Origin of the sequence: Streptomyces colwelliae (assembly GCF_048158785.1) — a bacterium.
In the GTDB taxonomy this organism is placed as follows: domain Bacteria; phylum Actinomycetota; class Actinomycetes; order Streptomycetales; family Streptomycetaceae; genus Streptomyces.
In genome coordinates, this window is record NZ_JBLTJC010000102.1 from 1 (window position 1) to 20,975 (window position 20,975).

Annotated in this window: 15 protein-coding genes and 3 pseudogenes; 6 read left to right on the forward strand and 12 right to left on the reverse strand. The window is 69.8% G+C overall.

Annotation, left to right across the window (positions count from 1 at the left end; all coding sequences use genetic code 11):
- Nucleotides 1-127: 127 nt before the first annotated feature.
- On the reverse strand, nucleotides 128-394 hold the full coding sequence (locus ACNFOC_RS22080) for a hypothetical protein (RefSeq protein ID WP_416960817.1): 267 nt from the start codon (nucleotides 392-394) through the stop codon (nucleotides 128-130).
- A gap of 246 nt (nucleotides 395-640) precedes the next feature.
- Between ACNFOC_RS22080 and ACNFOC_RS22085 the strand changes: the two genes are divergently transcribed.
- Nucleotides 641-2,062 carry a cation:proton antiporter domain-containing protein gene (locus tag ACNFOC_RS22085; RefSeq protein ID WP_416960818.1) on the forward strand — a complete coding sequence of 474 codons (1,422 nt, stop codon included), beginning with the start codon at nucleotides 641-643 and terminating at the stop codon, nucleotides 2,060-2,062.
- On the opposite strand, the gene ACNFOC_RS22090 is transcribed toward ACNFOC_RS22085, so the two are convergent.
- Both ACNFOC_RS22090 and ACNFOC_RS22095 read right to left on the reverse strand, forming a co-directional pair.
- The gene (locus ACNFOC_RS22090) at nucleotides 1,968-2,630 is read right to left on the reverse strand and encodes a DEAD/DEAH box helicase family protein (RefSeq protein WP_416960819.1); all 663 of its coding nucleotides are present in this window, start codon (nucleotides 2,628-2,630) and stop codon (nucleotides 1,968-1,970) included. The genes ACNFOC_RS22085 and ACNFOC_RS22090 overlap by 95 nt on opposite strands.
- Nucleotides 2,631-2,708: 78 nt before the next feature.
- A pseudogene (locus tag ACNFOC_RS22095) lies at nucleotides 2,709-3,579 on the reverse strand (IS5 family transposase).
- Between the two features lie 233 nt (nucleotides 3,580-3,812).
- Between ACNFOC_RS22095 and ACNFOC_RS22100 the strand changes: the two are divergent.
- From ACNFOC_RS22100 to ACNFOC_RS22110, 3 genes and pseudogenes are all read left to right on the forward strand, one after another.
- The gene (locus ACNFOC_RS22100; RefSeq protein ID WP_416960820.1) at nucleotides 3,813-4,340 is read left to right on the forward strand and encodes a DinB family protein; all 528 of its coding nucleotides are present in this window, start codon (nucleotides 3,813-3,815) and stop codon (nucleotides 4,338-4,340) included.
- Nucleotides 4,341-4,483: 143 nt separating this feature from the next.
- A pseudogene (locus tag ACNFOC_RS22105) lies at nucleotides 4,484-4,825 on the forward strand (transposase); the annotation flags it as partial.
- Between the two features lie 352 nt (nucleotides 4,826-5,177).
- Nucleotides 5,178-6,101 (forward strand): annotated as a pseudogene (locus ACNFOC_RS22110) (RNA polymerase sigma-70 factor); the annotation flags it as partial.
- Between the two features lie 49 nt (nucleotides 6,102-6,150).
- On the opposite strand, the gene ACNFOC_RS22115 reads toward ACNFOC_RS22110, so the two are convergent.
- Nucleotides 6,151-7,758, reverse strand: coding sequence for a sodium/solute symporter (locus tag ACNFOC_RS22115; RefSeq protein WP_416960822.1), 1,608 nt, complete (start codon nucleotides 7,756-7,758; stop codon nucleotides 6,151-6,153).
- A complete protein-coding gene (locus ACNFOC_RS22120) occupies nucleotides 7,755-8,153 on the reverse strand; it encodes a DUF485 domain-containing protein (protein ID WP_416960823.1) in 399 nt (132 codons plus the stop codon). Before ACNFOC_RS22120 ends, ACNFOC_RS22115 begins: the two co-directional genes overlap by 4 nt.
- Nucleotides 8,154-8,673: 520 nt before the next feature.
- On the opposite strand from ACNFOC_RS22120, the gene ACNFOC_RS22125 reads away from it, so the two are divergent.
- On the forward strand, nucleotides 8,674-8,883 hold the full coding sequence (locus tag ACNFOC_RS22125; RefSeq protein ID WP_416960842.1) for a hypothetical protein: 210 nt from the start codon (nucleotides 8,674-8,676) through the stop codon (nucleotides 8,881-8,883).
- 326 nt (nucleotides 8,884-9,209) lie between these two features.
- Here ACNFOC_RS22125 and ACNFOC_RS22130 read toward each other — a convergent pair whose 3' ends face one another.
- Entirely contained in the window at nucleotides 9,210-10,535 is a 1,326-nt protein-coding gene (locus tag ACNFOC_RS22130; protein ID WP_416960824.1) for an ankyrin repeat domain-containing protein, read from the reverse strand.
- Between the two features lie 519 nt (nucleotides 10,536-11,054).
- On the opposite strand from ACNFOC_RS22130, the gene ACNFOC_RS22135 reads away from it, so the two are divergent.
- Nucleotides 11,055-11,507 (forward strand): hypothetical protein, encoded by a 453-nt coding sequence (locus tag ACNFOC_RS22135; protein WP_416960825.1) that lies wholly within the window; start codon nucleotides 11,055-11,057, stop codon nucleotides 11,505-11,507.
- A gap of 684 nt (nucleotides 11,508-12,191) precedes the next feature.
- Here ACNFOC_RS22135 and ACNFOC_RS22140 read toward each other — a convergent pair.
- The 6 genes from ACNFOC_RS22140 to ACNFOC_RS22165 all read right to left on the reverse strand — a co-directional run bounded on the left by ACNFOC_RS22140 (nucleotide 12,192) and on the right by ACNFOC_RS22165 (nucleotide 20,947).
- A complete protein-coding gene (locus ACNFOC_RS22140) occupies nucleotides 12,192-14,330 on the reverse strand; it encodes a WD40 repeat domain-containing protein (protein ID WP_416960826.1) in 2,139 nt (712 codons plus the stop codon).
- Between the two features lie 384 nt (nucleotides 14,331-14,714).
- Nucleotides 14,715-15,854 carry an ABC transporter ATP-binding protein gene (locus tag ACNFOC_RS22145; protein WP_416960827.1) on the reverse strand — a complete coding sequence of 380 codons (1,140 nt, stop codon included), beginning with the start codon at nucleotides 15,852-15,854 and terminating at the stop codon, nucleotides 14,715-14,717.
- 20 nt (nucleotides 15,855-15,874) lie between these two features.
- The gene (locus tag ACNFOC_RS22150) at nucleotides 15,875-17,653 is read right to left on the reverse strand and encodes an ABC transporter permease (protein ID WP_416960828.1); all 1,779 of its coding nucleotides are present in this window, start codon (nucleotides 17,651-17,653) and stop codon (nucleotides 15,875-15,877) included.
- 102 nt (nucleotides 17,654-17,755) lie between these two features.
- On the reverse strand, nucleotides 17,756-18,715 hold the full coding sequence (locus ACNFOC_RS22155) for an ABC transporter substrate-binding protein (protein WP_416960829.1): 960 nt from the start codon (nucleotides 18,713-18,715) through the stop codon (nucleotides 17,756-17,758).
- 160 nt (nucleotides 18,716-18,875) lie between these two features.
- Nucleotides 18,876-20,012, reverse strand: a complete 1,137-nt coding sequence (locus tag ACNFOC_RS22160; RefSeq protein ID WP_416960830.1) for an ABC transporter substrate-binding protein — start codon at nucleotides 20,010-20,012, stop codon at nucleotides 18,876-18,878.
- A 68-nt stretch (nucleotides 20,013-20,080) separates the two neighbouring features.
- Entirely contained in the window at nucleotides 20,081-20,947 is an 867-nt protein-coding gene (locus tag ACNFOC_RS22165; protein ID WP_416960831.1) for an amidohydrolase family protein, read from the reverse strand.
- Between the last annotated feature and the right edge of the window lie 28 nt (nucleotides 20,948-20,975).

Sequence of the window (20,975 nt, forward strand, 5' to 3'; positions counted from 1 at the left end):
GAAGAGCCACGGGCGGCGGCCCACCGTGGCGGCCCAGCGGTGCCAGGTGTCGGCCGTGTCGCCGGGTTCGTCGACCGGGGTGCGGACCCGCCAGCGGTCGATGCGGCGGCCCGCGATGCCGAGGAGGTCAGGCCCGCGCCGCGCTGGGCGAACGCTGGCCGCCCCCGGTCGTGGAGGCGCTTCTGGCGAGCGCGGAACGGCAGAAGGCCGGCGCCAAGGCCCAGGCGGAGGACACCGTCCGCAGGGTGACGGGCCGCCGGGCCCGTTCCTTCAGGCGGTGGGCCCAGGACCACCTGGAGGCGTTCACTCCGGCGCCGGACGAGTCCGGGACGCGGCAGGGGAGGGTGTAACGCCCGTCCCGGGACAGGGTGTTGGGCTGCTGGTGTCGGTTCACCGCGTATCCCTCCCCGGCAGACCTCGGCAGACCCCGGCGGTGAGAGGCGCCCCCCGGCCCGGACCGAGGCCGTCTCCCGGCGCCCGCTCGCGCGTTTCCCCCGGAAAGGCCCGGTGACCACACGCAGTGGGCGCCGGGTTTTCCGTCTTTCCCGTCCCCGTGCTGCCGCTTGCCCGCCGCCGGCGCGCCGCTGCGCCACCCTTGCTCTGCTCCCGGGCCGGACCCCACCTACGGAGACCCATCGCCATGACCACCCATCAGACCTCCTCCCTCCTCCTGGGCCTGGCCGCCATCGTGCTGCTGGCACGCCTGCTGGGCGCGCTGGCCCGGCGCCTGGACCAGCCCGTGGTGATCGGGGAGGTCCTCGCGGGTATCGCGCTGGGCCCGACCCTTTTCCACGGCGCGCTCTCAGCTGCCCTTTTCCCGGTCGGCATCCGGCCGCTGCTCGGCGCTCTGGCCGCCGTCGGCGTCGCGGTCTTCATGTTCCTGGTCGGCCTGGAGTGGGACGCCGCGATGATCCGCGGCAGCGGCAGCCTCGCCGCGACCGTGGCCTTCGGCTCCGTCCTGTTGCCGTTCGGCCTGGGCACGCTGCTCGCCCTCTATCTGATGGACGACTACGGCACCGGTGACCGGACGGCGTTCATGCTGTTCATGGGCATCGCCATGTCCATCACGGCGTTCCCGGTCCTGGCCCGCATCCTGACCGACCGGGGCATGACCCGCTCCCCGCTCGGCGTGGTGGCGTTGGCCTGTGCGTCCGTCGACGACGTGCTGGCCTGGTCGCTGCTGGCCGGTGTGGTCGCCGTCAGCGGTCCGGCCGGCCCCGACCGGTGGCACATCCTGCTTGCCGTCCCCTACGTGCTGGGCATGCTCTTCGTCCTGCGGCCCCTGCTGCGCCGCTTCGTGGCCCGCCGCCCCGCCCTCACGCTGACCCCGACCGTGTTCGCGGCCGTTCTGGTGGGCCTGCTGCTGTCGGCCGCCGCCACCGAGTGGGTGGGTCTGCACTACATCTTCGGCGCGTTCCTCTTCGGTGTGATCCTGCCGCGCACCGGCGGCGAGCGGCTGCGCGCCGAAGTCCACGAGCGGCTGGGCGAGTTGAGCGGCGCCCTGCTGCTGCCGGTGTTCTTCCTGGTCGCCGGTCTCGAGGTCGACCTGTCCCACCTGGACGCGGCCGGGCTGGGCACGCTGGGGCTCATTGTGCTGGTGGCGGTCGGCGGTAAGTTCACCGGTGCGTTCACCGCCGCCCGTCTCAACCGGATGCCGCTACGGCAGTCCGCCGCGCTCGCGACGCTGTTGAACACCCGCGGCCTGACCGAGCTCATCGTCCTGAACGTGGGCCTGCAACTGGGCTTCCTGGGCCGGGATCTGTACTCGCTGATGGTCGTCATGGCCATCGTCACGACCGCGATGGCGGGCCCGCTGCTGAGGTGGATCATCGGCTGCCCCGCGGACGGCGACCTGTCCCGCCCGTCCGGCCGCTCCGCCGCCGCGACGAGCACCGCCCCCGCGCCCGGAACCGGGCACACGGCGGGAACCGTGGGCACGCCCGCCGAGAGCGTGTTTCGGAAGTGGATCAAGCATCGTGGTCGGTTGGGCTGGGTGTCTCGTCTGTCCAGCCTCGGGCCAGAGCCAGTCGCCCTGCCCGGTGTGCCTCGCGCTGTTCGGTGACCCATCGCTCGACGTGGTTCACGGATGTCGCGAGCGGCTGGCCGGTGGTGTCGATCAGGTGGGTGCGCCATCGGGGGTCCTCGGCGGTCCATGTGGTCCACCGGTCCCAGGCCATCTCCGGCCAGCTCCCGTCGGTGATGACATCAGGCCGGTAGCGCGGGTCGCGGGCGTGCCCGCGGTGCCAGGCGGCCCAGCCGCAGAAGGCGTCGGTGGCGGCCTGATCCCGTCGGCCGCCGTCGCGTGCGGCGAGTCGGTCGCGCCGGTCCTGGTCGGCGACGTCGATCAGGCAGACGGCGATCCCGTTCAGCAACGGGGCCGAGGGGGCGGCCAGGAGCTCGCCCAGCGGCGAGTTCCCGGACAGCAGCAGGTCCATGCCACGGACCTGATACTCCAGCGCGCGGCGCACCCACACCTCGGTCATGCGATTGCGCCAGTGGGGAGGGATCGGAGGGTCCGGGACACCGACTTCATCGAACTCGTGCACCACGGTCCCGTCCAGTCGGTCGGCGAGGGCGAAGGCAAGTGTGGTTTTGCCCGCGCCGCTGGATCCGGTCAGCTTGAGCAGCATCTGGTCAGGGTGGCAGCTGGCAAGGGCTTTCTCGACTGGTTTGTCGGGCGTCACCGGTCCTCGGCATTCGCGGAATTCTTACGGCCACTCGTTGGTGGCGGCGACCAGTGCGGTCGTTTCGTGGCGGACGGCGAGTCTGTCGTGTCTCGTGGCGACCGCGCGGTGGCGTTTGAGGCGATTGATCCCGCACTCCACCGCGTGGCGCTTTCTGTATTGGGCCGGGTCGAAGTCCGGCGGGCGGCCTCCGCGGGAGCCCCGCTTCTTGCGGTTGGCGATCTGATCACGCTTCTGCGGGATGGTGCAGCGGATCCCTCGTCGGTGCAGGTATGCGCGGTTCGCGCGGGAGCCGTAGGCCTTGTCGGCGGACGATGTCGGGCCGGGTGCGCGGGCGTCCGGGCCCGGGCCTGGGCACGCGGATGCGGCCGAGGACGACCTGGAACTGGCGGGAGTCTCCGCGCTGCCCGGCCGTGATGACCATCGACGTTGGCTTGTGTGCCTGCTCGAGCGCCAGGTGGGGCTTGGTGGTCAGCCCGCCGTGGGAGCGTCCGAGCCTGTGGTCGTCGGGCTCGATGAAGACCCCGCCGGGCGGCTCGGCCTGGAGATCCCCCTTTTGCGGGCGCCGGCCGCGTGGTGGTGGGCGCGGGCGGCGGTGGAGTCCACCGAGACCTCCCAGGTGATCAGGCCCTCGCGTCGGCCCGGGCCTGGAGCTGTTCGAGGATGCGATGCCGGGTGCCGTCGCGCTGCCGGCGGCGGAACGGTCCGTACACCGTCTCCCACGGCCCATACCGTTCGGGCAGGTCCCGTCACGGTATGCCGGTCCGGGTGCGGAACCGTATCCCGTTGATCAGCTGCCGCTTGGCGCGGACTGGTGGGCGCTCGACTTGATGCCTTTCGGCAACAGCGGCTCCAGCACCGCCCACTGAGCTTCTGTCAGATCTCCCCGAGCCACGAGGTGTGACCATCGCACGACCTTGATCCACTTCTGAAACACGCCCTGGTACTCCAGTACGGTTTCGTGATTCATGGCTGGAGTGTGCGGCAGGTCGTCACGGCGACGTGCCCCTGGAGCGGCAGACGTTGTCGGGCGCTGCTCGCATCCACGCTTGCGTCGTCCTGCCGTTGATTGTGTGTCCCGGATTTCGGAGAACTCCCCGCACGACCGCAGGAGTTGGGCAATCCTGGGTGCCCGTGACCGAAAATACGAGCGAAACGGTTCCGGACCATGAGGTCAGGGCGCTTCTTCGGGTCTTGGCCGGGCAGCGCCGCCACGTTCTCGGCATCCTCGACGGGCTCGACGCCGAGGTTCTGCGACGGCCGGTGCTGCCATCCGGATGGCACTGCCTGGGGCTGGTCCAGCACCTCGCGCTCGACGTTGAGCGTTTCTGGTTCCGTGCGGTTGTCGCCGGGGACGAGGAGATCATCCGCGGCCTGACGAACGGCGACGAAGCGTGGAACGTGGCTCCGGAAACGCGGGCCGTCGACGTGCTCGACGGATACCGGCAGGAGGCAGAGCTCTCCGACGCCGTCATCGCCGCCACCCCTGCTGACGCCGTCCTGGCCTGGTGGCCTCACGACCTGTTCGGCGAACCACACCTGCACACCCTGCGCGACGTCCTGTTGCACGTCATCACCGAGACTGCATGCCACGCCGGCCACCTCGATGCGGCACGAGAGCTCATCGACGGCCGGCGCTGGTTGGTTCTGACCTAGCACCGCTGTCCAGCTTCATGCCCCCGTGTCAGGGCAGGCCGGGAACGAGTACGACCACCTCATGATCATCGGGGGTTGTGCGGACTCCTGAAGATCATGCGGTGGCCGCGCGCCACGGCGTGGACCCTGCCCGTTGGCGGGCGATGTTCGACCAGGTCACGGCCCGGATCGCGGGCCGGTTCGGGCGGGTTGAGCCCCGGACCGTGGCCCGCGCCTGCCTGCTCGGGCTTCTGTCCGGCGCCGAGCGGAAGAACTCCTGGCAACTGGCCGAACGTGCGGGCCGTGCCCGGCCGGGGCCGATGCAGCGCCTGCCGCGCTACGCCCGCTGGGACGCAGATGCGGTCCACGACGACCTGCGGGCCTACGTCGCCGGCCATCTCGGCGCCGACGCCGCCGTTCTTGTGGTCGACGAGACCGGCCTTGTGAAGAAGGGCCACTCCTTGGCAGCGGTGCAACGGCATTGCCCGGGGGACTCCCGTCGCGTCGCCCGCGGCGGCCGCTGATGTCAACATCTCCTCCGCCGTGCGGCTGCGCGGCGGGCCCCTGCCCGGGCCGGCCGGCGCCCCCGCCCCCGAGCCGTCCGGACGGGCCGAGGCGGCACGCTCGTGACGGTGGGGCGCACGCGGGCAGGCCCGTCCGAGCGGCCGGCCGCACCCGGAGGCGAACCGGGGTGCGGCCGGGGTGCGGCCGGCCGTTTCACGGTTGCCGCTCGAGGCCTGCCACAGGCGTGCTCGAGGTCCGCTGGAGCGTGCGGGACGTGCGCGGATACCGCTCCTGGGGTGGAAGCCGCCCCGGCGCAGGCCCGGATCCATGCTCGGCTCCGGAAAGGAGGTCGCGGTGAGCCGGATCGACGAGTTCGAGGAACTGCGCTCCCTGCTGTTCTCCATCGCCTACCGCATCCTCGGCAGTGTCGGCGAGGCCGAGGACGCCGTCCAGGAGACCTGGCTGCGCTACGACGCCTGCCCGGACCGCCCGGCATCACCCAGGGCCTTCCTGTCGGCCGTGGTGACCCGTATCTCGATCGACGTGCTGCGCTCGGCCCGGGTGCGGCGCGAGCAGTACGTCGGGCCGTGGCTGCCCGAGCCTCTGCTGAGCGACCCCTACCAGGACCCGGCCCGCTCGGCGGAACTGGCCGACTCCGTGTCCATGGCGGCCCTGCTGCTCCTGGAGCGGCTCAGCCCCCTGGAGCGCGCGGTCTTCGTCCTGCGCGAGGTGTTCGCCTTCGACTTCCTCCAGGTCGCCTCGGCGGTGGGCCGCTCCCAGGCCGCCTGCCGCCAGCTCGCGGTGCGCGCCCGCCGCCACATGGCCGCCGGGCGCCCCCGTTTCGAGGCCGGCCGCGCCGAGCGCGACGAACTCGCCGCACGCTTCTTCTGCGCGCTCGGCGAGGGCGACATCGAGGGCCTGCGTGAACTGCTCGCCGCCGACGTCGGGATGGTCGGCGACGGCGGCGGCGACGGCGGCAAGGCGCCGGCCCTGGCCCGCGGCGTCTTCGGCGCCCGGAAGGTGGCCCGCCTCCTCGCCACCGCCGTCCCCCTGGTCCTGCGCACCGGAGCGGCCCTCGACCGCCGTGAGGTCAACGGCCGGCCCGGCGCGGTCTTCCGCGACCGCGACGGCGGAGTGCTCACCGCCCTGACACTCGACGTCCTGGACGGACAGGTCCAGGCGATCCACTCGGTGGTCAACCCCGACAAACTCGGCCGCCTGGGCCCGGTCGCCGACGCGTGGGCAGTCAAACGGGCAGCCCTCCAGGTCCGCCGCCCCGCGGACCGACCCCCACAGCCCACCGGGCCGGGGCATCGCACGGCCGCGGTCAGCCGCTGCGGGGATGCGGCGGTCCGGCCAGCAGGACGGGTTCGACGGCCTCGTAGCGGTTGCGTTCGCGCGCGAGGGCCCTCCTGCCCGACAGCAGGGTGCCGAGGACCCCGCACAGGAAGCCCGCCGGCACCGACACCAGAGCGGTGGTCGTGAAGGGGAACCAGTTGAAGTCGGCCTCGGGGAACGCCGACTGGGGAGAGCCGGAGACGAGATTGGTGCCGGTCATCAGCACCAGGACGCTGAGACTGCCGCCGATGAGCGTGCACAGCAGACCGGCCCGGGTGTAGCGCCGCCAGAACAGACCGAACACGAGCGCGGGCGCGATGGCCGAGGCACCCAGACAGAAGGAGACGATGGCCAGCGGCTGCAGACTGCGGTGCTGGGCGAGCACGGCCAGCGCGATCACCGGCACCCCCACCGCGAGCGCCGACAGCCGCGCCAGCCCCATCTCCCGCAGCGGCGCCGTACCCGCACGCGCGAGGACGTCATGGGCCAGGGAATTCGCGCACGCCAGCGTCATGCTGGCCACCGACGCCAGCAGCGTCAGGAAGATCGCGGTGGTGACCGTGGTGAACAGCAGGCCCTCCGCGCGGGAGAGATCCGCCCCGAACGCGGCACGCGCCCCCAGCAGATAGGCGGTGTTGCCGCGCGCGTCCGCCGCCGCGATGGTCTTCCCGCCGATGAGGGCGGTGGCGCCGACGGCGACGACGGTCATGACCGCCATGAACAGGGCGACCGCCGAGACGGCCCAGGACATCGCCCGGCGCACCTGACGCGTACTGCCCGCCGTGTACATCCGCATGGTGACGTGCGGCAGGCAGGCACCGCCGAGCACGATCGCGCACTGGGTGCTCACCATGTCGAGGGCAGGATGCTCCCCGCCCGCGAACTGCAGGCCGTAGCGCAGGTAGCCCGGACCGGCCCCGCTGTTCTGCGCGGCGCTCTGGAACAGGGTCTGGGGGCTCCAGCCGAAGGTGTGCAGGATGAGCGCGGCGACGACGAGCCCGGAGCCGAGGAGGATCACCGTCTTCAGGATCTGGATCAGCGCGGTCCCGCGCATCCCCCCGATCGCCGCGTACGTGATCATCAGCGCACCGGCCCCGACGACGCAGCCGGTGCGCATCGAACTGTCGTCGAAGCCGAGGACGAACGCCAACAGCTGCCCGACACCGGCCAGTTGCACCACCATCATCGGCACCAGCGCCGCCAGCGTGACCACGCACGCCGTGATCCGCACCGCCCGCCCCGGCATCCGCCGCCCGAGCACATCACCCATGGTGAACCGGCCCGTGTGATGCAGCGGCTCCGCCAGCAGGAACATCAGCAGCAGCAGCGAGAGCAGCGTGCTCAGCGCCAGCACCACACCGTCGTAACCGCACAGCGCGATGATCCCGCCCACCGTCAGGACGGTGGCCGCCGAGATGTAGTCACCGGCGATGGCCAGCCCGTTGCGCAACGGGGACAGGAACCGGTAACCGGTGTAGAACTCGTCCAGGTCCTCCCGGTCGGGGCCGGTGATCACACACAGCAGCAGTGTCAGCGTCACCACACTGCAGAACGCCACGAGCGACCAGGACTGCGCGGCGCCCTCGAAATCCGTCACGGCCGCCACTGCCCCTCACGGCCCTGACGCCGCACCCGACGGGCGAGCGGATCCACGAACCGGCGCGCGGTGACCTCGTAGAAGACCACCGCCAGCCACGTCACCGGCAACTGCACCAGCGCCAGGAACAATCCGAACGGCAGCCCGCCCGGAGCGGGACGCGCCATCAGAGAAGGCACCTGGACGGTCAGCGCCAGGAAGACCGCGAAATAGCCGAGCGCGGCAAAAGCAGCCACCCGCCGCTGCCACCGGCACGCCCGCCGCAACAGCCGCAGATCCCGGTGCGGCCCGGTCCACGAACGGACCCGGCCCGTCGCCCACATCGGCGCGACAGCGGAAGCATGCCGTCCGGCCCGATGCGGCAACGGACGTAACTCAGAACTGTCGGAAGACATCCCAAGATCTCCTAGAGGGTCGTGGGCCCCACAAGGCACGGACCGCAAAAGTGCGGGGAAACGGCCCGGTCACCGCACGCTATGCGCCTCCCGCACCCGGCGCAGCACTTCCGACGAACTCCCTGATGAACACCAGTACGAGGCCCTGACCTCGGATGTTGCGGGTGAGGAGGGGGTGACGGGGGGCCACGGCAGTGCCCTGTGGGCCCTGGACGCGTCGAATCGGCCGGCACGGCGGCGGCCGGTCCGTAGCGCTTGTTCCCCAGCCGTCCGGGCGTGTCCGGTGCCGGTGTGCCGGATGGCGACCGTTGCCCGACTGCCGGGCACGCGCGTGGTGGTGACGAATGCCCGGTGCATCGGCGTGAGACCTCGCATCGGATACGGCTGGAGGTCAACGACGCAGATTCGGCCGACCTGTACGCCCTTTGCTGCCATTCCTGACCGACTGTGTCACTTCCTCGCCGGTCGCTGGCTACACCTGAATGAGGGGCATCTCTGCGTGGGGGAGAAGGTGCTGTTCGTGCTGACGATCAATGTGGCGGTGCTGCTGGCGGTCGTCATCTTCTTCCGGCTGCGCCGCCGGACTCAGGCGCGCAGCCGCAATGACGAACTGCTGACCGTGCTCATCGTCCTGGCCTTCGGCGTGCTCATCGCCCCGACAACGTTCGGGCAGGGAGTCGCTCAGACCATGGGACAGATCGCCGACGGCATCACCCAGTCGGGCCGTTGAGGACGTGAGGAACAACTCCCGGGTCAGAACGGATACTTGTGGCCTTCACATCGATTGCCTACGCCCACAGCATCGCCCTGATCTGCGCGATTCTCAGATTCCTTATTGGGTGATTGTCAGCGGTGTGGGGGTGCCGAGTGCCTGATCACGGGGGATTCGGTGTGGGCCGGGTCGGCGGTCGAGGAGTGCGAGGAGTGCCGTCTCCCAGGATTCGAACCTCGGCCGGCCGCCGCGCCGCACCGGGTGCCTGTTTGAGCAAATGTGCTGTCGGATTCTTCGCAGGTCAGCGAACCGCAGCCTGCCAACTCCACCTCGACGGGACATCGTCACTCGCCGGCCGGGTTGTCCTTGCGCCACTTCCACCGCCAGAGCTCGTCGGCCCGATGGTCGTGTTCGAAGCCGTCACCGAGTGGCCCCACCCGTTCGAACGCCTCGGCGGTGCGCGGATCGTCCCGCAGGGCGAGACCGTAGGCGGCCTCCAGACGCACGTGTTGGTTCTCCTCGCCGAGCAACGCGGCCAGGGCGTTGGCCACGGCGGGCGTACGGGCGGGAGAGCCGGCCAACGCCGCCGCGGCCTCACCCCGCACATCGGCATCCGGTGCCTCGGCCAGCGACAACAGCGCCCGGGTGATCTCCGAGAGGAGGGCGCTGTCGCGCATGCTCGCCTCGCATGCCCTGAGCCGCACTGCGGCGTCCGGGTCGCGCAGGAGGGGGAGCAGGGCGGCCCTGGCCGCAGGCGTGCGGGGAACGTAGTCCGCACAGAGGGCGTAGGGCACTTCGCGGCGTACGCGGGGGTCGGGATGGCCGGCGTGGCGAAGGCCGATGGCCTCCTGGTCCGGATGGTCGTGCTCGGTGAAGGCGTCGAGCACCTTCGCGAGCGTCTCGCCGTCCGTTTCCTCGGCCGCCCACGCGGCCAGGAGTTCGCCTTCCTTCTTCTCGTAGTAGGGGCTGGTATCGAGGAGCCCCCGCATCCGCAGGTAATCCACTACGAACCGGCGATGCGCCCGGTCCGGGTCGTGGCTATGGGCCACCACCGCGGACCAGGTCTCGAAACTGCGGCGCTCGGTGAGGATCCAGCAGACCGTGGACCAGTCCACATGCTCCTCGTCGGGCTGCTTCACAGCGCGGGCGATCAGTTCGTCGACGGGGGTCAGAATGCGGAAGGCCCACTCCAGCGCGGTCAGGATGGCGCCGTGCCCAGCCCGCACGACGAGGCCGCCGAGCGTGACCTGATCGACCCAGTCGTACTCGCCGTCCTGCACCCGGACCGTCGCGGCCGGACCCGGTACGCCCGTCCTGCGTCGCAACTCCTCGGCCGCGCCCGTCTCGTACCAGCTCCGGGCCAACGCGAGCAACCGTTCACGGGCAGTCTCCGTGAGCCGCAGCCGGGGCTCCTTGCCCAGCACCGCCGAGAAGAGCGCCGGGGAACCGCCGTCGACGGCGCGCCCCAGCGGCGTGGTCCCGTCCGGCAGCACCCGGTCAGGGTCCGCCCCGCCCTCCACCAACACCTCGGCGACCTGCTCGTCGTACGCCGTCACCGCCACACACAGCACCGGCAGCCCGTTCGCGTCCACCGCATCCGGATCCGCGCCCCTGCTCAGCAGATCCCGAACCGCCGACACGAGCCGACCATCGAGTCCGTCCTCGCCCATGGTCCCGTCCCCCGTTCCGAATGACATCGCCAGCCCGCCCGGCAGAGCCCGCATCTCGCCGGGGAAACACGGTCGAGCTGCGCCGCCAGCTGTCCGTGGCCTCCACCCCGCTCGCAGCACCACCCCACCACCGGCTGCGAGAACTTCCCCGCGAAGGGCAACTCACCTGAGCCTCCGCCGCAGCGCATTCTCAAACTATCTGGCAGCCCCGCGGAGAAGCCTGCCACCTGCCGGCTCGAATGCGATGGGACACCCACGTCACAGGCTCTACGGTCCCGCCAGTCAGCCCGAACCGCTGAGTACACGACACTGGGTTGATCCTCCAGCATCCGACACGTAGTGAGACTGCGGGAGAGGACGCAGGTTGGGAGGACGGTCTCCGACACGAGCTGCGAGACGCTACTGCCGGTCAGTCTCTGGCCGATCGGCCATGAATCCGAGACACCGCAGGTCAGCGGGCCTACAGAGGGCCACTGGCCCAGTCTGGACTACGACCGCCACCTCTGCGATGGTGTGGCGGTGACCGAGGGGGAGCGGGAAACGCTGGCCATCGCGTTGGATCATGCATGGCGTTGGTACGAGAACCGACGTGGCCGTGCCGTTCTGCTACTTCAGATCCTCATCCTGTGGCTGGCCATTCTGGGCGCTGCGTACGGGGTTGTCGTCCAGGCGGGGTTGTACGGTCTTGCCGGCTCTATCGGGGTGCTGGCTGCGGTCAGCGTGGCTGCGACAGATTTGGAGGCCTCGAAACTGCGAACCTCCGCGGGGCTGGCTGCCGAAGCTGTTGCCGACCTCCAGGGACGACTTGCCGATGCGCTGGCCATGGAGTCGATGCGGCTCCAGCAACGTGAGCAAGCTGGTCATGCTCCGACGCCTATCTTCCTGGGTTTCGACTCGGGGCGATGGGTGGCATTCGTCAGCATCGTCGTTGCGCTCGGAGCTTCTCTCTACACGTGGGTAGCTCTGCCGTAGAAGCCTGCTGAGGCCTTCGCCGCAAATGCGCAGTCTCTTCGGGTCAGTTGAGAATGGGCTCGATGGGGGTGTTGAGCCGTGTTCGTCTTCTACAGGATTCGGACTCATCCGGTAGCAGGCGAGCGGACTTCCATGGAGCCCGCTCGGAGTGGGCTCCGGAAACGGGCGGGACTGTCGCGGTGGTGGGAGGCTCCGCCTTGACGCTCGTAACGACCGGGCGGGGCTCTCCTGCGCGGCCATCATCCGTCACGTGATGCCAAACAGGCCATGCCACAGGTGAGTCATCTGGAAAACCGCCCCACCCCACGGAAGTAGTCCCCCTGACCGCCCGACTTGGTGGTGCGGCGGTTGCACGATGTGGTCAGTGGCCGAGGGTGATGGTGATCGGCTGGTCGAGGCAGCAGGTGAGCTGCTCGTCTGCCGGCGATCGGGCGGGTCGTGGGCAGCATGCAGCGTCGGGACCTTGGGGTCCGAGATGGGCAGAGCGGGGCAGTTTGCCTCCGGCGTATTGGCCGTAGACGACTCGGATGCACGTCGGGCGTTGACTGGTACTACCCCGGTGGCGAGGACACCGGCGATGTCCTCCTCGTGCTGCGCCTCCGGTACGGGCTGCATGCCCCGCACCCGGCTCCTCCATCCTCCCCGGCGTACTGGTGAACGACATCGCGTCCATCGGGCGGCCGGTCATGTGCGGGGAGCGGAATCGTGGCAGGGGAAGGGTCTCGGCTGGCCCGGGGCGTACGTCCGCCACTCCCTCTCGGTCGGCCCGCCGAACTGGGCGCACAGTTCTGCCACCGCCACCCGCGGCACGGGTACGAACCAGACGTGCGAGAGGGCCTCGACGTCGGCGGTGGCGACGAAGGTTCCGTCGCGGCTGAACGACATCACGCCGGACAGCTCCTGAGCACCTCTCAACTCCTCACCGAGCCGCCGCCCGGTCACGGGGTCCCAGAACCGCACGGTGCCGCTCCCGTCGGCGACAGTGAGCACTTCGCCGGCACGGTCGAAACTGAGCGCGGTCGCTTCGATGGACCCGTCGGCGAAAAGCAGCATGGGCTCCTTCAAGGTGCGTGCGTCCCAGACCTCCACGGACTCGTCGGAGCCTCCGCCCAGCGCGAGCCGGGTGCCGTCGGGGCTGAACGCCAGCGCGTCGACGGAGTACCGACCTCGTGGGGCGATCTCCCCGCGCTTCCGCCCCGACCCGGTGTCCCAGAGGCGGACGGCTCCGTCCGCGCCGCCGGTGGCGAAGCGGCGGCCGTCGGGGGCGAAGGCGACCGCGTGCACGAACATCCCGTGTCCGGTGGGGATCGCGCGGACCAGCCGGCCGGTCGTGGTGTCCCAGACGCGGACGGTCGCGCCGGATCCGGCGCTGACCAGGCGGCTGCCGTCGCGGCTGATCGCCAGGGCGGCCACGTACTCCCCGTCGCCGGTGAGCGGGTTCGTGACCTCCTTGCCCGTGTACGGGTTCCAAAGCCGCACCGCGTCGCCGTTCCCGGCGGTGGCGACGATCCGCGCCTCCGGGTCGGCAGCGACCGTGAGCACGTCCCCGGTGTGCCCGCCGACGGGCACACCGAGCACACGGCCGCTCGCGGGCTCCCGCAGCCGCACCGAACCGTCGGCCTCGCGGGTCGCCACGAGCGTGGACACCGGGGCCATCGCCACCGACATCACTTCCTCGTCCGAATAGGGCGTCGGCATGGTGGCCGGCAGACCGGTGGACGGCTCCCACAGGCGTACGGTGCCGTCGCCGCCGGCACTGGCCAGAACCTGGCCGTCGGGACTGAACGCGGCAGACCACACCAGGGCACCGTGCCCGGTCATCGGCGACCCCGCCGGCTTCTGCGTACGGGAATCCCAGACACGTACCGTCCCGTCCTGCCCCGTCGAGGCAAGCGCCTTGCCGTTGGGGCCGAACGTCACCGACAGCACCGCTTCGGTGTGTCCGGCCATGGGCTCCCCGACCGTCCGGCCCGTCACCGGGTCCCACAGCCGGATCGTCCCGTTGCCGTGCGCGGTCGCCAGCAGCCCGCCGTCGGGCCGGAAAGCGACACCGCGCACCGAGCCGCTGAGTTTCTCCTTGAGCGGGGCGCCCTTCTGACGGCCGGTCGTGACGTCCCACAGCCGCGCCGTGCCGTCCCGGCTGCCCGACGCAAGCAGCATGCCGTCGGGGCTGAACGCCACGCTGTCGACCTGTTCGGTGTGCCCCGTCAGCGGTGCCCCCACGGCCGCCGGGTCCCACAGACGTACGGTGCCGTCCCAGCTCGCGGACGCCAGCCGCTTCCCGTCGGGGCTGAATGCCAGACCGCCGACCTGGTTCGTGTGCCCGGTCAGCGGAGCACCGAGCGGCGCCCCGGTGCGTACGTCCCAGAGCCGGATGGTGCCGTCCTCGTCGGCGGAGGCGAGCATCTTCCCGTCGGGACGGAAGGCGACGGCGATCCCTTTCCGCGAGCGGGCGGCGGTTCGTCGGATGTGCTCGGGCCGGCCGGTGGCCGCGTTCCACAGTCGTACAGTCCCGTCGTGGCCGGTGGTGGCTATGCGGGCGCCGTCGGGACTGAACGCCACCGAGGTGACCGCCCCCGAGTGGCCGACGAGGACCGACTGCTGCTGGGTCAGCAACGTGGTCATGGCGAGGCCCGCCTCGGCAGTGGGCGCCGTCGACCAGGCCGCGACGGCCAGACGGCGGGCCGTCACCGGCCGCTCGGCCGCTATGGCCCTTGCCTGGGCGGCGAGTTGGCGGGACAGACTGACTGCGCGCTGCTGCCTGGCCTCGGTCGCGGAGTCGAGGGCGACCCCCGCCAGGCTCGCCGCGGTGAGCGTCAGCACGATCAGTCCGATGGTGAAGGCACGGCGCCGCTCTTCTGTGAAGTGTTACCCGCCTGGAGGATGAGTTTCTTCATCGGCTGCACGGTGTGGGCTTCCCCTTGGCGCGGTTCGCGCTCACCTCGCCGTCATCGTGATGGCCACCAGCTCCTGTGATGCGTGGCCTGGTCCAAACCGCCGGGGAACAGTCCGCGACCGTGTGCGAGTTCTGCGGGCCTTCGGACGCCGCTGGTGCCGCGTCGACAGTGAGGTTCGGGTGGCCCGGATGGGGCTTGGCCCAGGCGGACGGAAGGCCTGAGGCGCCCGGTCCATACCGGGCCGCCTCAAGATCGCGGTTGGTGGCCGGATGCGGTTGCGGTGTGGTGCCGGCCGCCTGCGGCCCGTTGTTCAGTCGGCGAGGTAGCTGGTGGCAGCCGGAGCCAGCCGCATCACGACCTCCTGGCCCGGGCGGAGGCTCTGGTTCGCTCGCGTCGAGACCGTGACCGGCACGTTCGCCGTACGGACGACCAGGTCGAGGCGGTCGCCGAGGAACTCGGCTGATTCCACTACTCCTGCGAACTCGTTGTCGCCCGGTGTCGTGCCAGCGCCGTCCGGGCGGACCTCGACGTCCTCGGGGCGTACGCAGACGAAGCCGCCGTCACGGGGCTGGACGTCCTCGCCGGGCGTGGAACGGGTGCAGAAGATCGGGCCGATGTCCGTCTTGGCGAGTACCCCTCCCGCCCCGCCCGCCGTGGCGTCCTGCACAGGGAACAGGTTCGCGCTGCCGATGAAGTCGGCGACGAAGGAGGAACGCGGGTGATCGTAGAGCCGCTCGGGGCGGTCGATCTGCTCGACGCGGCCCTGGTTCATCACGATCACCGTGTCCGACATGGCCAGGGCCTCGGCCTGGTCGTGGGTGACATAGAGGGCGGTGACGCCGAACTGCTTCTGGAACGAGCGGAGTTCCTGGCGAAGCTTCGCCCTCAGCTTGGCGTCCAGGTTGGACAACGGCTCGTCGAGCAGGAGGACTTCGGGGTTGCCGAGCAGGGCGCGGGCCAGGGCGAGGCGCTGCTGCTGGCCGCCGCTGAGCTGGGTCGCCCAGCGGTCGGCCATACCGGCGAGGCCCACCTGTTCGAGCATCTCGAGCGCGCGCTGGCGCACCTCCGGCCCCTTGCGCCGGTTGCGGCCGTGGCGCAGGGGGAAGGCCGCGTTGTCGATGACCTTCATGTGCGGCCAGATGCCGTACGACTGCGGCACCATCGCGATGGGCCGCTCCTCCGGCCTGACATGCCGCTTCTTCGCGGCGTCGAACACCACCTCGCCACCCATCTCGATCCGGCCCCCGGTGGCCTGCTCGAGGCCGGCGACGCAGCGCAGCGTCGTCGTCTTCCCGCAGCCGCTGGGCCCGAGCAGGGTGACGAACTGGCCCTTGGGGACGTCGAAGGAGATGCCGTCGACCGCGTAGGCCGTGTCGGAGTTCGACGACTTCTCGTAGGACTTGCGCAGGTCGGTGATGACGATCGAGTTCGCCGTCGTTTCCGTGTTCATCGCTTTCACCATGGTTTCTGTCATGCCTGCTTCTCCGCACTGCTCCGGTTGACGAGCCACACCGCGAGCGTGGAGATCGCCAGGATGATCACTGCCAGGGCACTCGCTTCGGGGTAGTCGACGCTGGAGGTGAAGGTGTCCCACAGCAGGACGACCAGGGTTCGGTTGTCCGCGCCGGTCAGCAGCAGGGCGATCGGGAGTTCACCCAGGGCGTGGGCGAACACCCAGAGCCAGCAGCTCCATAGCGCCGGGCGCAGCAGGGGCAGCAGGATCGTTCGGGTGACCGTGATGGGGCTCGCCCCGGTCACGCGCGCCGCCTCGATGAGCCCGTCATCGAGCTGGATCAGGGCGGCGTGCACCATCCGTGAGCCCCGGGGCAGGAACCGTGTCACAAGGGCGACGATGATGATCCAGACCGTTCCATAGATCGGCACGGGAACGTAGAGGTAGAGGAACAGCACGGCGGAGCCGAGAACGACACTCGGGATGCCGAAGACCAGGAACGTGGTCTCGAAGAGCAGGGTGCTGCCCTTGAACCGTTTGCGTACCGCGGCCACGGCGATCCATACCGACAGCACCAGGGTCGAAGTGGCGGTGACCAGGACGACCTCGGCCGTGTTCAGCAGGACCTTGCCGATGTCCGGCGAGGACAGGACATTGCTGTAGGCGCCCAGCGTCATCGAGCTCAGGCCGGACCAGCTGAACGGCCGGGCGTAGGGCGACAGGCTCGTCCACAGCAGGGCGACGATGGGCAGCACGACGGCCAGGAACAGGTACACCGAGACGACCACGCAGAGCGGGATCCGCCAGCGGCCGAGGGAGACCCGGGTCTGCCGGTAGCCCTTGCCGGTCACCACCCGGAAGCGGTGCGTGTCCTTCACGCGTCGCCGGTAGATCAGCAGCATGACGAGCGAGAGGGCCAGGATGAGGATGCCGTAGGTGCTCGCCTGGCCGTAGTTGGCCACACCGCTCGGCGGTTGCAGCGAGTACTGGATGAGGCTGCTGTAGACGAAGATCTGCTTGGGCAGGCCCAGGATCGCCGGGATGGCGAAGCCCTCCAGGGCCACGACGACGAGCAGCATCGCCGCGGCCGAGACGGCCGGCGTGACGAGGGGGAAGACGATCAGACGCAGCCGGCGCCACACCGGCGCACCCACCGTCGCCGCGGCCTCCTCCAGCTCGGGGTTGAGCCGCGCGAACGCCGGCGCGATCATCAGGTACATGCTGGGTACGCCGAAGATACCCATGACCAGGATCATCCCCGGCAGCGAGTAGACATCGACGCGGATGCCGAACGTCTCCCGGATGAGCAGCGCGAGGGGACCGTTCGCCGGGTTGGCCACCAGGGCCCACGCGATCGCCATGACGGTCACCGGGACGGCCATGGGGGCGAGCGCGAGGGGGCCCAGGAAGCTGCGTCCCGGGATGTCCGTTTTCTCGAAGAGATACGCGAGGCACACGCTGAGCACCAGCGCCACGACCAGGGAACCCACGACGTAGATGACCGTATTGAGGGTCACCGTGCCGAGCCGGCTGGAGGAGAAGACCGCCCGGTAGTTGTCCAGGGAGAACCCGGGCACATCGAAGGGCAGTTCGGTGGGCGACGCCTTGAAGCTGCTGTAGAGCAGGATCGCCAGCGGGACCAGAACCAGGTAGCCCACCAGGAGCACCATGGCGAGATTGACGAGGGTTCCCGCCGCACGCCGCTGCTTGAGTGAACGGCGCTGGGGCGGTGGGTCGTTGCGTTCGCTGGCGCCGGCCGGCGGCGTCTCACCCTCCTTGGTTGTCATGAGATCCATCACGACCTCCCGCGTCGTAGAACGTCTTCATCGCAATTCCTTGCCGGTCGAGGGCCGTGCCCGCCGCGATTCGGTACGCGGCTCCGCCCTGCGGTCGACCTGTCAGCTGACATCGGTCCCGAGTGCCTTTTCGACCTTGGGGAAGAAGCCGGTCAGGTTGTCGTAGTCCTTCAGGGAGCTCGCGCCGTACCACTTCACGTGGGCTGCGCACAGTGCCTGCAGGACGGCGTTGACGCCCGGATCCGAGCAGTCGGTACTGGTGGGGATCCGGGAGTTGTAGGTCTTGGCCAGCGCGCTCTGCGCATCGGCCGAGGAAAGAAACGAGGTGAGGAGCGCTGCGGCGGCGGGGTGAGGGGCGCCCTGGGGGACGTAGAGGTACGACTCGCTGGCGCTCGTGGGTGACACCGGCGCGATCTCGACGGGTGCGCCCTTGGCCTTGGCCGCCAGGACCAGGTTGATCAGGCTGGTGCCGATGCTGACCTGGCCCGACTCGATGGGTGCTTCGGCCTGGGTGAGGTTGGGGGAGTAGTGCGGCTTCAGCGGGGCGAACTTCTTGGCCCAGGCGAGGGCCTTCGCCTCGCCCATCGAGGAGTTCAGCTCCCAGACGGTCATGAACGACGCCCGGGACTCGGCCGACACCTTCCCGCCGGACCACTTTGTGTCGAGTAGGTCGTCCCAACTCCTCGGCACATCAGCAGGCTTGACCTTGTCGGTGTTGTACGCCCACACCTTCGGCGTGGCCCACACATAGACGAAATTCTTCGCGAAGACGTCCTTCGCGCCGACGCCGTACTTCGACCAGTCGACGTCGGCGGCCAGCTTGACCGCGGGAGTCACCGTGAGCCCGCCGGCGTTGGCGACGTCGAGCGACACCTTGCGGGCGGCCTGCTCCATCTTGAGCTGGCTCACCTGGTCCGGAGCCTTGATGTTGGTGTACTTGACCTTGATGCCGGGGTACTTCTTCTCGAACAGGTCGATCGCCGGCTGCATCTGTGCTTCGGGGTTCCAGGAGGCCCAGTTGACCACCCCCTCGCTCTTGGCCTGCTTGACCAGGGCGCTCATCGTGGGTGGAAGATCGGCGGCAGCGGAGCCGCTTCCGCATGCGCAGAGGGATGCGGCAGTGACCAACAGGACACTTGTCGCCGTGGTGAGTCGATGCCACGTCATTGTGGTGCCTCTCGTATCGGTTCATGCTCCTGGCGGCGTCCAGTGCTCACACGGGTCAGCCGACATCGGTGCCGAGCGCCTTCTCGGCCTTGGGGAAGAAGCTGGAGAAGTTCTGGTAGTCCTTCAGGGTCTTGGTGCCGAACCACTTGAGGTTCGCCTTGCAGATCGCCTGCAGGACGGCGTTGTCGCCGGGCTTGGAGCAGTTGGTGTCCACCGGGATACGGGAGTTGTACGTCTTGGCCAGCACGCTCTGGGCCGCGTCGGAGGAGAGGAACGAGGTGAGCAGTACCGCGGCAGCGGGGTGGGGAGCACCCTTGGGCACGTACAGATAGGACTCGTTGGCATTGGTCGGCGACAGCGGTGCAACCGCGATCGGCGCGCCCTTCTTCTGCGCCTGCAGCACGAGGTTGATGAGGCTGGTGCCGATGCTCACCTGCCCCGACTCGATCGGTGCCTCCGACTGCGTCGTGTTGGAGGAGTAGTGCGGCTTCTGCGCGGTGAACTTCTTGGCCCAGGCGAGGGCCTTCGCCTCACCCATCGAGGAGTCCAGGTCCCAGACGGTCATGAACGACGCGCGGGACTCGGCCGAGATCTTGCCGCCGGCCCACTTCGCGTCCAGCAGGTCGTCCCACGTCTTCGGCAGGTCCGCGGGCTTGACCTTGTCCGTGTTGTACGCCCACACCTTCGGCACCGACCAGATGTAGACGAGGTTCTTCTGGAAGACGTTCTCCTTGCCGATGCCGTACTTTGACCAGCTGACGTTGTCGGCCAGCTGCAGGGACGGCAGCACGGTGAGGCCGCCGGCGTTGGCGACGTCGACCGACACCTTCCGCGCGGCCTCCTCCATCTTCAACTGGCTGACCTGGTCAGGGGCTTTGGTGTTGGTGTACTTGATCTTGATGCTGGGGTACTTCTTCTCGAACAGGTCGATCGCCGGCTGCATCTGGCTCTGCGGCTTCGGTGCGGACCAGGCGACCGTGCCCTCCTTCTTGGCCTGCTTGACGAGGTCGCTCGTCGTCGACGGCAGGCTGGCGGTGGTGGCACTGGTTCCGCACGCCGACAGGGACGCACCGGTGACCAGCAGGACGCCGATCGTCGCGGGGAGCCGGAGCCGTCCTGAACGTGTCGCGAGCTTCGAGCCGGCCACGACCTCGAGTGGCCACGTCACTCGCTTCGTCGGGAAGTGCCTCATGGTCGTTCCTTCCTCACACTGGTTGCCGCTCGTGCCGCTCGCAGGGTTTGCGGATCGCTGCCGGAGTGTCACCGCGCGCCGACCGCCACTCCGTAGACCCGCGCGGCGTTGCCACCCAGCACGGCCGCGCGGTCCGCGCCCTCCAGCCAGGACAGGCGCTCCTCGATCCCATCGCGCAGATCGGCCAGCGCCCCGGCCGAGGCCGGGAAATTCGAGCCCCACATCAGGCGCTCGGCGCCGAACATCTCGACGAGCCGGCGCAGCACCTCGGTGACGTCGGCGCCGGGCTCGTCCTGGAGCCGACGCAGCGCGGGCGGGGTCACCTTGAGGTGCACGCCCTCGAAGCGGGCCAGCCGGCCGAGTTCGTCCAGGTGCTCGTACGGCGCGCCGCCCGCCGCGTTGGGGCGTCCCGCGTGGTCGAGCAGCACCGTCATGCCGGGGCGCGAGCGGAGCACCTCGGCCAGCTTCGGCGCGTCCTTGGAGTGCATCTGAATGCACACCGGGATCTGCTGCGCCGTCACGTAGTCCCAGACACTTTGCATGCGTACGTCCGAGACACCCGAACCCGGAGTGGGCACCTTGGTCGTGCCGTCGGACACCCGGATCCGTACGCCGCCGAAGCCGCGCTCCTCGATCCAGTACCGGAGGTCCTCGACGGCCGTGTCGGCGAGGAAGTCCACCGAGCAGACACCCACGAGGCGGTCGGGGTGGCGCTTGAGGGCATCGGCGGCATACCGGTTGTCGAACCCGTAGAACGTGGAGGCCTGGACGAGGGCCGCGCGCTCCACGCCCGCGCTGTCGAGGCTGCGGATCAGCCCGTCGACATCGACGGGGCGATGCTGGGACCACTCCGAGTGGTTGCCGCCGAGGGGCTTGGACGGGTAGGCGCCGGTATCGCCGGAGATGGCGTGGGTGTGGGTGTCGAAGTAGAGCATCAGTTCTCCTGGGGACGGTGGCGGAGCC

Bases quoted from the DNA above. Each gene is read 5' to 3' on its own strand.
- ACNFOC_RS22085 (WP_416960818.1), top strand. From the start codon at position 641: ATGACCACCCATCAGACCTCCTCCCTCCTCCTGGGCCTGGCCGCCATC.
- ACNFOC_RS22090 (WP_416960819.1), bottom strand. From the start codon at position 2,630: ATGCTGCTCAAGCTGACCGGATCCAGCGGCGCGGGCAAAACCACACTT.
- ACNFOC_RS22120 (WP_416960823.1), bottom strand. From the start codon at position 8,153: ATGTCTTCCGACAGTTCTGAGTTACGTCCGTTGCCGCATCGGGCCGGA.
- ACNFOC_RS22130 (WP_416960824.1), bottom strand. From the start codon at position 10,535: ATGGGCGAGGACGGACTCGATGGTCGGCTCGTGTCGGCGGTTCGGGAT.
- ACNFOC_RS22145 (WP_416960827.1), bottom strand. From the start codon at position 15,854: ATGAACACGGAAACGACGGCGAACTCGATCGTCATCACCGACCTGCGC.
- ACNFOC_RS22150 (WP_416960828.1), bottom strand. From the start codon at position 17,653: ATGGATCTCATGACAACCAAGGAGGGTGAGACGCCGCCGGCCGGCGCC.
- ACNFOC_RS22155 (WP_416960829.1), bottom strand. From the start codon at position 18,715: ATGAGCGCCCTGGTCAAGCAGGCCAAGAGCGAGGGGGTGGTCAACTGG.
- ACNFOC_RS22160 (WP_416960830.1), bottom strand. From the start codon at position 20,012: ATGAGGCACTTCCCGACGAAGCGAGTGACGTGGCCACTCGAGGTCGTG.
- ACNFOC_RS22165 (WP_416960831.1), bottom strand. From the start codon at position 20,947: ATGCTCTACTTCGACACCCACACCCACGCCATCTCCGGCGATACCGGC.